Below are 12,479 nucleotides of genomic sequence, written 5' to 3'. Positions count from 1 at the left end.
CCTTTGACTCTAGGTCAAGAGTTCTCAGGTTATGTTGCTCAATTGGATGCCTGTATTCACCGACTAGAAGAAGTATTGCCCGAACTCTATGAACTCGCTGCGGGAGGAACTGCGGTAGGAACTGGTCTGAACACTCATCCTCAATTTGCAGTTATAGTAGCAGAGCACATCTCTAAAATAACAGGATTACCTTTTATTACGGCGCCTAATAAATTTGCTGCGTTAGCTTCTCATGAGCCTCTGGTTCATGCACATGGCGCAATGAAAACATTGGCTTGCGCTCTCATGAAAATTGCCAACGACATAAGATGGTTAGCCTCAGGACCTCGCTGTGGAATTGGTGAATTACTTATCCCTGAAAATGAACCTGGATCATCCATTATGCCAGGGAAAGTAAACCCCACACAATGTGAAGCGATGACCATGGTTTGTGCGCAAGTTTTAGGTAATGATACCGCTGTTGGTATCGCTGACAGCCAGGGTAATTTTGAATTAAACGTCTTCAAACCAGTCATCATTTTTAATGTATTGCACTCATTGAATTTACTAGCAGACACTTGCCATTCTTTCCAAGAATTTTGCGCCGAAGGAATAGAGCCTAATCGTCCTGTTATTGATTATTATTTAAATCATTCTCTAATGCTAGTTACCGCTCTTAATCAGCATATCGGTTACGACAAGGCTGCTAAAATTGCTAAAACTGCTCATCACGAGAATATTTCGTTGCAGGAAGCAGCAGTAAAATTAGGAATATTAACTGCTGAACAATTTGCAGAGTATGTGAAACCCGAAGAAATGATTTCAGCAAAATAACGAGATCCTGTCGACAGCCCGTTATTTTGGTGGAAAAGTCTTGATTTTCTGTACCCTGTTGCTCATATATTATATATGCTTAATTACGATACTTGAAAATCAAGGTTTCTCGATAAGGGCCTCATGAATTTATCCCTCATAACAAAATGCTTATGAGGGACAACAAAAAGAAAGATTATTTTACTGAATTACTGGAAGTTGAGGAGCAGCAGTATGCCGTGGTCCAGGAGTTGATTTTTGAACAGAATCCTGTGAAACGTTGCTCTTTTGTTGAGCTTGAGATTCAGTGGTAACTTTTGCCTTTTGTACCCCAGAAGATGAGACATTTTCTTGAGAATATCCTCTTTCTTGTGGGCTTGTACCATCGAGATAACATCCGGATATACTTAAAACAAAAATAGCAATGACACCATATCTCCATTTTATTGATTTGAAATTTATCATAGTAAGCTTCCTGCATCTGTTAATTAAACAAAATCTAAATCTGCCTAATAAATATAATGTAAAAATACACAAATGACCATAAAATCAGATCAGGGCGAATTGCATTTGGATATTTAATCTTATGCGCTTATAATCAAGTCAATTCAACATGACAAAGGACTACCATGATTTATCCTAATATTTTAGGTACCATAGGCCATACACCCGTTGTAAGAATCAATAAGCTGGGAAAGAATCTAGATTGTGAGCTTTATGCCAAATGCGAATTCTTCAATCCAGGGGGGTCTGTAAAAGATCGTATTGGCTATGAAATGATAGTCAAAGCCGAAAAAGAAGGACGTATTAAACCTGGCGATACGTTAATTGAACCTACCTCAGGAAATACAGGTATAGGTTTGGCTTTGGCAGGAGCGGTTTTGGGTTATAAAGTAATCATTACTATGCCTGAAAAAATGAGCCAAGAAAAACAATCTGTCCTTGAACGCTTAGGAGCTGTCATTTATAGAACCCCTACAGAAGCTGCTTATAATGATCCTGACAGCCATATTTCCCTCGCTAAAAAATTGCAAGCTGAAATTCCAAATTCCCATATCCTTGATCAATATGCTAACCCCAATAATCCTAATGCCCACTATTTTGGGACGGCCCAAGAAATTATTGATGATTTCGGCAAAGATTTGCACATGGTAGTCGCCGGTGTTGGAACAGGAGGAACCATTACGGGGATAGCAAGACGTCTTAAGGAGTTTAATCCTGCTATCAAAATAATAGGAGTGGATCCTGAGGGTTCAATCCTTGGAGGTGGCACAGAAATCAAGCCTTATCAAGTAGAAGGCATAGGTTATGATTTCTTTCCCGAGGTACTGGATAACAATTTGATTGATTCCTATATAAAAACCAATGATGCCAATTCTTTCCAAACTGCACGGCAGTTAATTCGCGAGGAAGGATTATTAATAGGAGGATCCAGTGGAGCCGCAATGTGGGCTGCATTGCAAGCTGCTAAATTATTAAGTAAGGGACAAAAATGCCTAGTCATTTTACCTGACTCTATTCGTAATTACATGTCAAAATTTGCAAATAATGAATGGATGAGGGAAAAAAACTACCTATAATTAACAATAATAAAGCTGTTGAGCTTCGTTTAGCGAAGCTCAAAACTCCATATGTCAACGATTCTATGCAACCGGCATTGACATTGAAGAAGGGCGTTTTTCCAAATGGTCAAATAATTGATCTGCATCGACTAGCTTAGTACTAATCCATCCGGCTAGAGAAGAAACTAATAACTCATTAGCAATATCCCTGCTTCGCCAGAAATCGGCTTATCACAAACCCCGGCTAAATCAGAAAAAAATTTCGTCAGATCAACGATAGATCCATTTGTTGAAGGTAAAAATTTAGTATAAAGGGAAATCAACTTTTCTCTCGTTATTTCACCCAATTGAAGCATTGTAGATAAATTCTGAACCCATTGTTTGTAAGTTTGCAGTAATTTTTTGTTATCTGTTGCTATTAAATCAACCATATCAGCAATAGTGCCATTCGCATTGGGGCTAGTACTTTCAACTGGTTTCGGTGGACTTACAGCCAATTGACCTACATAGGCAAAATCTGTTTTATTTTTAGTTCTAACTGCTGGAAAATAGTTATCGTGTTGAATTTGAATAGTTATTCCTGGTTTTAAGGTGGTAACAACATCATCAGAATATATCTCACGCTTCCTCAGTTCCTTACCATGTTCAACAAACGATACAGTAATATTTATTCCTGTTGCTTGAGCAAGAGCCCTTAAAGCGCTCACTGGAAGAACAATTGATGGTTGGCGCAAAAATGATTTCGGTGTATCGCGGTCTAAACCATTAAATGCTTCTCGATAATTTAAAGGATTAGCATAAATTTCATCAACAGTTAGTTGACGCAATACATAAGCAAAGCATTCAACTATTTCAGATTTACGCTCTCCCTTAATGAGCATGGTCATACGTTCAGAGGGAGTTATATAAGGTTGGTTGGAAATGTATTTAGGATAATGAAAATAAAAACGTTCTAATATTTTTTTCAAAGTAACATCTTTTATCCGCGGAGAACTGTTTAAGTAATCAACCAAAGCAACTGCGAGGGCGTGGAATTGCTCTCCGCCTATACCGATAAAACTATGTTGAATTTCTGATTTATGATCTTCTGTTTTTGTTTTAAAGAACCCAGCTTTAAGCATCATGTTCTCCTTCCCCAGCGTATATCTTCATTCTAATCAATCCAGATTAAGGAAATATTAACAAAGTTTTTACATTGCGTTGAAGCTTTTACTGCTAAAGCGTTTTCAATAATAACAGTATGATTTTAATACAATCTTTGATTTATTTTCTATTACTTGCACTTATTTTAGCAAATGTGATAATTTAAATTATATTCGGATATCATTTAATAAGAAAGGATTTAATATTGAGGCATAAATAATGCCAATTTTTAGAGAATTTTTGATCTAGATAATGGGAAAGCAATATTATATTGTTAATACATGACAATCTGAGCTATTGCGAAAACGTAATCCAGAACATTTATGAAATAAATAATGGATAAAAAATATTAAGGATTTTTCAAGGACGAAAATTGCGTTCCCAAAATATTTTTATAGATATAAAATAATAAATAATCCCATAATCCTGTATCCAAAATAAGACATACCAAGGTTCTTCACTTTATCCATTGAAGTATCTTGATCTCTGGATTTAGCAAGGAGCACGCATGGAACGCTATCAGGAAGAAGATTTGGTTCGTATTAAAGAACTGCTGCGGCATACTGGTGAGTTTATTGCCTATTTTGAGCTTGCTGAAACTAAAATGATGGAATGGCGTGATGAAATCGAGCAACAAGCAGCCCGATTTCAATTAATGACTCAATCTTTACAAAATGAATTAACAGCAATTCAAAATGTTATTTCTCAGACAGGGGTAATAAACTTCAAAATAACCGCCGAAAAAGCTTTGGCGCAAGGTGAAACTCATTTACATTCCTTGGAAAAAACTTGCAAGCAATTCTCTATAATCTGCCAGCAGCAACAGGAAAAAATAAAAGCATTAACAGAAAAAAGTATTGATAAAATTGAAAGGCATGCTGTTCAAGCAACACAAAACATCGCTTCACAGCTATCTAAATACGATGCCCATCATTTTCACCGCATAGCGAGTGAAAGCTGTGATCATGTAGAGCAAGTTGCAAATGAAGCGATAAAAAAAAGCAGTAAGCTCCTCAATACGTTTCAATTCAGATTAGGTTTCTTTGCTATGTTTATAACTATAATAACAGCGTTCATTATAGTCATTTACCTTAATGACGAGTTACCCTGGGAGATGCATCATCAAGCCATGAGCGAACGCCAAGCGGGCAAAGTTCTTCTTCAAGCTTGGCCTAAATTGAGCCAAAAAGAAAAAGAAAAAATTTTAAATCAAGATGGATTACAGCATGGCTAATGCTGTTCTTGATCTTGCATTCTCAAAAACAGGATTTTTATGTCTATTATTGCTTGTCATTATATTTTTGCTTAATGTTCAAAAAGCAAGAAAAAAAATACACATCAAACAATGGCAAAAATCGTTAAATTTAACCCATCATGCTCAGGTTTTTGAGCAATTATACTTCGATACTAATGGTTTTCTCCTCTCTCAACGTGCAAGGGAAAACAAAGACGCAATAGATTACGTGTATGGAGAAATCGAATTTCTGCCGTTCATTGCTTTATTATCACTAACCCACATAGATAGTAACACAGTTTTTTATGACCTAGGATCAGGAACTGGTAAAGCTGTTATTGCTTGTGGTATGGTGTATCCCGTTCGTAAAAGCGTAGGGATTGAGTTATTTCCCGAACTCCATCAAAAGGCTTGTGAACAGCTAAAGAAGCTGGCAACCATAGAAGGATATATTGAGCAAAGCAGAAAAATTTCATTTATTTTAGGTGATTTCTTAACCGTTGATTTATCGGAAGCCACTTTACTATTTATTAATTCCACCACATTATTTGGTCCCACCTGGGAAAAACTTAGTGCCCGACTTGATGAATTACCCCATCTCAAGACAGTAATCACTACCAGCAAAGCTTTGCTCCCGGGTCATTTTAAATTAATTTCCCGCACCAGAGTTCAGATGAGCTGGGGTGTTGTTTTTGCATTCATTCATGTGAGAAAAAACTAATTTTTACTAACCAGATTGAAAACATTGAATAAATTTTTACCCGAACTATACTTATAAAATCAAATAGGAAATTGTCAGCGCCTGATGTGTCTTGGTAGCAGACATTAGAACACGCGACAAAACGAGGTGGGTATATGATTAAATCGGAACTCATTGAACACATCGCTGCTCGAATGACTAATCTAACTGAAAAACAAGTAGCGGATAGCATTAATCGGCTCTTAGAATTAATGAGTGAAGCCCTAATTAATGGCCAAAGGATAGAAATTCGGGGTTTTGGCAGTTTTTCTCTTCATTATCGACCACCGCGAAATGCCCATAATCCTAAAACTGGAGAAAAAGTAATAACGGAAGCGAAATATAGCCCACATTTTAAGCCGGGAAAAGAATTACGTGAGCGCGTGAACGCATCACGAGCCCAACATCCACTTCCACGTGACGAATAAAAGGGAACAATTCAGCCTGAAAAGCATTTTCAGTGAAAGCTTTTTCAAGTTTGATTATCCCTAGGCAGTTGGGGTCAGTTTGGCCTTGACCCAACAAATGGCATGATGCTTGTCTAATCCATGCTTCGATTCTTAAAAATGACCACCACGATCTTTTAAAAACTTCAGTAGATTATTTATGCACGCGGCAAAGTAACTCCAGTTTGCCCTTGATATTTCCCATTTCGATCTCGATAGGAAACCGCGCATACTTCACTTGCTTCTAAAAAGAGCATTTGTGCGACACCTTCATAAGCATAAATCTTGGCTGGCAAAGTAGTTGTGTTAGAGAATTCAAGAGTAACATGGCCTTCCCATTCAGGTTCCAAAGGAGTCACATTCACTATAATACCACAACGTGCATAAGTAGATTTTCCCAAGCATATTGTTAATATATTGCGCGGTATGCGGAAATATTCCACTGTTCTTGCCAAAGCAAATGAGTTTGGTGGAATAATGCAAACATCTGACTGCACATCAACAAAGCTGTTTTCATCAAATGCTTTGGGATCAACAATAGCAGAATTAATATTTGTAAAAATCTTGAACTCATTAGAACAACGTACATCATATCCATAACTGGATACACCATAGGAAATAGTCCGACCATTTTGACTTTCGCGAACTTGTCTTGCTTCAAATGGAGAAATCATCCCATGCTCAAGGGCCATTTTCTCTATCCATCTGTCTGATTTAATTGACACGATATTCCTCTTTATTCTCAAAAAGAATAGATTTCTATCACAAAAATCGACGAAACGAAAGTTTGTTTTACTGAATTAGAAAGAATAAAGTTAATGCCATCTCAATAGATCAGACGTAAACATTCTTTTTGCAGTAAAAATGAATTCTGGCTTCACTATTCGCGAAGCGCCAGCCGGCACTGAAATATATTGCAACTTCTCCTATACCTTTTCATTATTTTTTCTTGCCTGCCATTGAAGTTAGTATATCTCCTAATTCAATTGGCATGGGAAATACAATAGTAGAATTGTTGTTACTTGCTATCGCGGCCAAAGTTTGTAAATACCTTAACTGCATAGCTTGGGGTTGTTGAGCTAAAACCTGAGAGGCTTGCAATAATTTTTCTGACGCTTGCAACTCTCCTTCAGCATGAATCACTTTCGCCCTTCTATCTCTTTCTGCTTCAGCTTGTTTAGCAATAGCTCTAATCATGCTTTCATCCAAATCTACTTTCTTGATTTCGACATTTGAAACTTTAATTCCCCAACTTTCTGTTTGAGCATCAAGAATCTTTTGTATATCGCTGTTTAGTTGCTCTCGTTCAGCTAACATATCATCCAGATCATGCTGACCCAATACGGAGCGTAATGTAGTTTGAGCCAACTGGCTTGTTGCTTCAAAGTAATTTTCTACTTGAATAATAGCATTTTCAGGAACTACTACACGAAAATACACCACCGCATTAACACGCACGGACACATTATCCCTGGATATGACATCCTGGCTAGGAACATCCATCACTATAGTCCGCAAATCAACACGAACCACCTGTTGAATAACTGGAATGATTATTATTAAACCAGGTCCTTTCACACGCCAAAATCGCCCAAGCATAAAAACAACGCCCCTCTCATATTCCCTAAATACTTTAAACATTGAAATAAATAACAAACCAATCAAAACCAGCAATACGACAAAAAATGGTCCCATCACATTCTCCTTAAATTCTCAGCAACTTAGGATAAAAATCTTTTAGTCAGCTGTTTTATCTTCTTCCACTTCTAATAATAAGCCAGATACTTGAATTACCTTGATATTTTTATTAGCAGCAATTGGAGACTTTGCATGAACGCTCCAAATTTCTCCTTTTATCACGGCCTGACCATGTAAATTGATTTCACCCAATGCTCTTCCTTTTGCACCTACTAATATTTCCAGCCCATGTTTTACTGCTTGCCCACGAGACTTAACCAACATTCCCAATATCAATACAAAAATTAGAATATTTACCACTGCCATAGCCCAAATAGCAGACCAAGCTATCTGAAACGCAACATGCTCAGTGTCCATCAACATGATAGATCCTAAAATAAATGCCACGGTTCCCCCAACACCCAAAGCTCCAAAGCTTGGTGTAAAAGCCTCTGCTATAATAAATAGAATTCCCAAAATAATTAAACCAAGCCCGGCATAATTTATAGGTAATAACTGTAATGCATATAATGCGAAGAGAATTGAGACTGCCCCAATTACTCCGGGCATAACATATCCAGGATTCACCAGTTCAAAGAAAATTCCATAAACTCCAAGCAATAACAGCAAATAAGCTACCGTCGGATTAGTAATAACTAACAAAAACTGAGTTCGCCAATCTGGACTTATTACCTCTACTTTTGGATTCCTGGTACTAATGGTTATTATTCTATTATTCTGATTTACTTTTGCTCCATTTGCCTGGGTAAGTAAATCAGCTCGGTTTTTTGCAATATAATTGATGACTCCTTTTTTCAGCGCTTCATCGGCAGTAATCGACCTGCCTTCAATAACCGCTTTTTGAGCAAAATCCAAATCTCGACCTCTCAATTGTGCAAGTGATCTGATGGTTGCAACAGCATCATGCATAACTTTACTTTCCATTGTAGATTTATTTTGGTTATCTTTTTCTCCCTCGCTGAATCCAGTCCCAAGGCTTACAGGGCTTGCAGCACCCATTTGAGTGCCCGGTGCCATTGCGGCCAATGTACTGGCATACATTAAATAAGTTCCAGCACTTGCTGCTCTTGCTCCGGTAGGGCTCACATAAGTAAGGATTGGAACATCTGAGAGCAGAAATAATTGAATAATATTTCGTGTCGAGTCATACAAACCACCTGGTGTGTCAATAAGGACTATTATTAAATCAGCGTCTTGTGAATTCTTTAGACCTCTCTCCAGATAGTCAACCGTGGCAGGACCAATTGCTCCTTTAATATTTAACTCAACAATTTTTGCTGCAAAAGCGCCATCAAATTGAGTGAAAAAAATAAAAATGAAAATTATAAGAATTTTTATTTTTCCCATTTGCTTTTTTTTAAAATGAGCGGCAGGAGAGGACGTGCCAGGGCACACCCCAATGTATGCGGGCTTGAGCATTGCGTTGACAAAACAGTTCTTTATCGCGACAGGGTTTGAGAAGAAGCCTGTTGATTTACCCGACAAATAATGTTCTTCTTCTATACAGTACTGCATGCTCACACCTTTGAAAGGTCGTTATAAAATAAAAGATAGCACAGGATAAAAATAAGGGGGGAAGGAGCTTATATTAATGGGAGTTCTTTGGGCATTTCCTAAAATGTAAGTTGGTGCTAATTAATGGGAAGCCCAACACTTGTTGAGCCTCAAAACAGAAATGTATGCCTTTTTACAGAAATGTTGGGCTTCGCTAATCGCTTAGCACCAACTTCTACAGCTGAGGTGTTCTGAATGATAAGGCTTTTAGAAATAAACCCCGATCTGAGCTGATACTGTATCTGCTGATTTCCCTGTACCTAAAGTAGGTAGATTGATAGAGCCTATAGGAGCAGCACCGTTAGCAAACTGGGTAATGCCATAATCAATATCATGTCTATATTCAATACTCTCCACTGTATCTTTCCAGATTGAAATATTAAATACACCCATATAACGTCGCTTGGGTAAGTTAAGAGCCAATGCTTCTTTTGTCCACTGATAACCTAGTCCTATGGATGCTGGCCTATTAAATGCCTTAAAAGTCATGCCCGCTTCGGTTTGGATAGCCTGTGGTCTAGCTCCCTGACCATTAAAACTTAAATCTTGAGGTCTAAAATTTTGTATGGCACCTACCCATTCTGCAGTAAAATTGTAACGATCATAGCCAATATTGCCATGAACATCGACTGCTTTTGTTTTACGAACATTTTCATTACCATTGGTAATAGACCCGAAGCCACCAAACGTTGTTCCCACATCAGATCCAGTGCTTTGCATGCCTCCGGCATCATCAATGGAACTAATAAACCCAGTACCTATCTCACCATTGAGATCATTGTTGAATCCAAAAATATAACCTAAGTTTACGCCACCAACCCCTGATTTACCCAAAGTAGTATCACTCCTATATCCATAAACAGCGGCAAAAGGTCCTGTATCTTCTTGGGATTTGTATCCAAAAATAACAGGTCTCGTTTTAGTTCTTGCCAAATTCATTGTTACAGGAGCGCTAATCATCGAGCTAGAATAACGCCCAAAAGGCACATAGACTTGTCCTGCGGTGAAATAAAGCGGGCTCTTATCCAAATTGCCTATATTGACAAAGCCCATATTTAAATTGAATGCTGAATTATTAACACGAGGTCCAATAGCCGGAGGACTTTCATCATAAGCAATAGCAATGTACGCCTCCACATTTTCATTTAATGCAGCAGCAACATCTAGTTCACTCGATCCTAAGGTGATATCTCCGTCTGTATTTGTTGATCTAAAAGGGTTGTTAAGTGTTGCAGCAGGTTCTGCTTTTCCACTTAATGCAATTATAGGCATATGAGGAATAGGGTAGCCTATTTCTTGGTAGGCTCTATATAATCTGCGTCGTTGCTGCATTAATCGTATGTCGCGGTTAATACTAGAAATATTGACGATATAATCGGAACCATCAAAGGCTGGTCTATCACCAAGATATGGCGAACTTACTACCGGTGTTCCCGCGATATAGGTTACTACCCTATTATCCGCAACTAATGCTGTTGGATAAAAACTAATGGATTCTGGATGCGCATCAGGAGCGTGAACTGTAATATGCGTAGTGTGATATTGTGCTTGTTTGACATGCTCTGAATGGGAAGTTGAGTTGGCTTCTGGTTGGGGCTTTTCAACAACGACCTTGTGCTTATGGCTTTGAAGTGATTTTTTATGTGATGCTAATTGGTGTTGTAATTTGTCTAATTGAGCTTGTAAGTCTTCTGCTTGATGCTGCAATCGTTGAATTTCACTCTTAAGTTGCTGATCTTGATCCGCATATAATGGCGATGATAAACAAGCTAGAGCCAAAATAATTCTATTAAACTTCATGCGGGGTACTCCTGTTTATTATTTTTACACTTTGAACGGACAGCCTTGGGATTATATCGTGACAAATGCCAACTGGCTATAGGTTATTAGGATCTAATTTAAGTAATTTGATTTGTTTATGATCAATGGTGCTTTGTCAAATTTAAATCAAATGTTTAGACTTTATTTATTCGAGTAGTTTGTTGATAATTTAATCTGGAATTAATGGTATTGAAAAAGAGAAGCCCATCTTTATCTAAACGATGGGCTGTGGAGAGTGGAGTTATAGTTCTTTATGCATTACCAAGATATTTTACCCCAATGTATGGGCCATAAAGACCATAATCACTATTTGCTAAAGAAGTTGTAATGGTTTGGAGAAACTGAGAATGTAGAGCATTAAAGTAGTTCATAACTTGATAACCACCCTCGATATTTAATACACCTTGAGGCATATTATAAGCGTAGTTTAAGCCAAGTTTTGCTTCTAAACTTGGAACTATCATTTTTTTGCTAGCATAAATAGAATTAACGATTGCACCATTTGGCCCAGCAGGAAATGCTGCATATCCTAGATTATAGCGGCCTGTACCATACAAAATAGAAGCAGCGCCATTTGCAGTGACACTGAATGCACTGGTTAAGTCATAAGAGTAATCTATGCCCCAAACAGGACCCAAACCATTAAAGTCTGTGTTATCAAATAATTGAACCGGTCCCAGGACAGGGAATATGGTGGCATAATAATTAGTATCATCCACATCAATTTTAGCGTACTGTAATCCACCGTAAAAACGAATATTCTTAACCAAACCAAAATCAGCATGTTGCCCCACTACTAAATTGACTTGGTCAAATCTATTTTTATATATCCCGGTAACTGAGTAAGGAAAGTTGATTGGAAATACTGCAACACTTCCGATAAGTCCGTTTGGACTTACGTAATCACTATAGTGAGTCCAATTTATAGTAACATCATTCCCAGTATTAAAATGGTAGGAGCCTTCTAAGCGATAACCCCAGTCCCATCCATGCACATCCTCGTACCTGTCAGGTAATATTTGAACTTGCCTGTAAGCCCTATCGGCATCATAAACTGACTTTAAATAAAGCGCCTGAATACCCAGATCCCAAGCTCTTGCTTCGCAAGGAACAGTGACATTTCCCGGTGTGCAAACTGGCCCCATAGTACCTGCTGACACATAACTGCTTGCCGCTAATCCCAATAGAGCTAAACTTGTCTTTTTAAACATATGGACTCCATTTCAAAAAAAAAAGCCCATCATTTTGTGACGGGCTCTAAAAGAATTTAATTACTTATTAAATTATACATTACCAACATACTTCAAGCCGATGTATGGGCCAGAAGCAGCAAAATCAGTCTCTAATCCGCCAGTGAATACGGCTGTGTTGTGTAAAGCATTAAAGTAGTTAAACCACATGTAACCAACATCTAGTGTCAAATCACCTTGAGCCATAGCATAAGTGTAATCTGCACCTAGTTTGGCTTCTAGCTCTGGAACAATGGCATT

The 12,479-nt window shown here is 37.8% G+C and carries 13 protein-coding genes; 5 read left to right on the top strand and 8 right to left on the bottom strand.

The window, feature by feature from the left end; all coding sequences use genetic code 11:
* Nucleotides 1-813: class II fumarate hydratase (locus OK13_RS12470; RefSeq protein WP_035891283.1), on the top strand; the 813-nt coding region annotated here is incomplete at its 5' end.
* A 180-nt stretch (nucleotides 814-993) separates the two neighbouring features.
* Here OK13_RS12470 and OK13_RS12465 read toward each other — a convergent pair.
* A complete protein-coding gene (locus OK13_RS12465) occupies nucleotides 994-1,257 on the bottom strand; it encodes a hypothetical protein (RefSeq protein ID WP_035891280.1) in 264 nt (87 codons plus the stop codon).
* A 164-nt stretch (nucleotides 1,258-1,421) separates the two neighbouring features.
* On the opposite strand from OK13_RS12465, the gene OK13_RS12460 reads away from it, so the two are divergent.
* Nucleotides 1,422-2,372: a pyridoxal-phosphate dependent enzyme gene (locus OK13_RS12460; RefSeq protein WP_035891277.1), complete on the top strand. Its 951-nt coding sequence runs from the start codon at nucleotides 1,422-1,424 to the stop codon at nucleotides 2,370-2,372.
* Between the two features lie 167 nt (nucleotides 2,373-2,539).
* Here the strand turns inward: OK13_RS12460 and OK13_RS12455 are convergent, their stop codons facing one another.
* Nucleotides 2,540-3,478, bottom strand: coding sequence for a hypothetical protein (locus OK13_RS12455; protein ID WP_241480564.1), 939 nt, complete (start codon nucleotides 3,476-3,478; stop codon nucleotides 2,540-2,542).
* A 527-nt stretch (nucleotides 3,479-4,005) separates the two neighbouring features.
* Here OK13_RS12455 and OK13_RS12450 point away from each other — a divergent pair.
* The 3 genes from OK13_RS12450 to OK13_RS12440 all read left to right on the top strand — a co-directional run bounded on the left by OK13_RS12450 (nucleotide 4,006) and on the right by OK13_RS12440 (nucleotide 5,898).
* Entirely contained in the window at nucleotides 4,006-4,731 is a 726-nt protein-coding gene (locus OK13_RS12450; protein ID WP_035891275.1) for a hypothetical protein, read from the top strand.
* Nucleotides 4,724-5,452, top strand: a complete 729-nt coding sequence (locus OK13_RS12445; protein ID WP_035891274.1) for a class I SAM-dependent methyltransferase — start codon at nucleotides 4,724-4,726, stop codon at nucleotides 5,450-5,452. Before OK13_RS12450 ends, OK13_RS12445 begins: the two co-directional genes overlap by 8 nt.
* A gap of 134 nt (nucleotides 5,453-5,586) precedes the next feature.
* A complete protein-coding gene (locus OK13_RS12440) occupies nucleotides 5,587-5,898 on the top strand; it encodes an integration host factor subunit beta (protein WP_035891272.1) in 312 nt (103 codons plus the stop codon).
* 176 nt (nucleotides 5,899-6,074) lie between these two features.
* Here OK13_RS12440 and dcd read toward each other — a convergent pair whose 3' ends face one another.
* The 6 genes from dcd to OK13_RS12410 all read right to left on the bottom strand — a co-directional run.
* Nucleotides 6,075-6,641, bottom strand: a complete 567-nt coding sequence (dcd, locus tag OK13_RS12435) for a dCTP deaminase (RefSeq protein ID WP_035891269.1) — start codon at nucleotides 6,639-6,641, stop codon at nucleotides 6,075-6,077.
* A gap of 214 nt (nucleotides 6,642-6,855) precedes the next feature.
* Nucleotides 6,856-7,611: a slipin family protein gene (locus OK13_RS12430; RefSeq protein WP_035891267.1), complete on the bottom strand. Its 756-nt coding sequence runs from the start codon at nucleotides 7,609-7,611 to the stop codon at nucleotides 6,856-6,858.
* A gap of 42 nt (nucleotides 7,612-7,653) precedes the next feature.
* Nucleotides 7,654-8,961: an NfeD family protein gene (locus OK13_RS12425; RefSeq protein WP_052117681.1), complete on the bottom strand. Its 1,308-nt coding sequence runs from the start codon at nucleotides 8,959-8,961 to the stop codon at nucleotides 7,654-7,656.
* 414 nt (nucleotides 8,962-9,375) lie between these two features.
* A complete protein-coding gene (locus tag OK13_RS12420) occupies nucleotides 9,376-10,968 on the bottom strand; it encodes an LbtU family siderophore porin (protein WP_035891264.1) in 1,593 nt (530 codons plus the stop codon).
* Nucleotides 10,969-11,240: 272 nt separating this feature from the next.
* Nucleotides 11,241-12,200: an Lpg1974 family pore-forming outer membrane protein gene (locus OK13_RS12415; protein ID WP_035891261.1), complete on the bottom strand. Its 960-nt coding sequence runs from the start codon at nucleotides 12,198-12,200 to the stop codon at nucleotides 11,241-11,243.
* Nucleotides 12,201-12,272: 72 nt separating this feature from the next.
* Nucleotides 12,273-12,479: Lpg1974 family pore-forming outer membrane protein (locus OK13_RS12410; RefSeq protein ID WP_035891257.1), on the bottom strand; the 207-nt coding region annotated here is incomplete at its 5' end.

Origin of the sequence: Legionella norrlandica (genome assembly GCF_000770585.1) — a bacterium.
GTDB classification, from domain to species: Bacteria; Pseudomonadota; Gammaproteobacteria; order Legionellales; family Legionellaceae; genus Legionella; species Legionella norrlandica.
The sequence above is the reverse complement of the archived record's forward strand: the minus strand, read 5'-3'. Positions and strand labels throughout refer to the sequence as shown.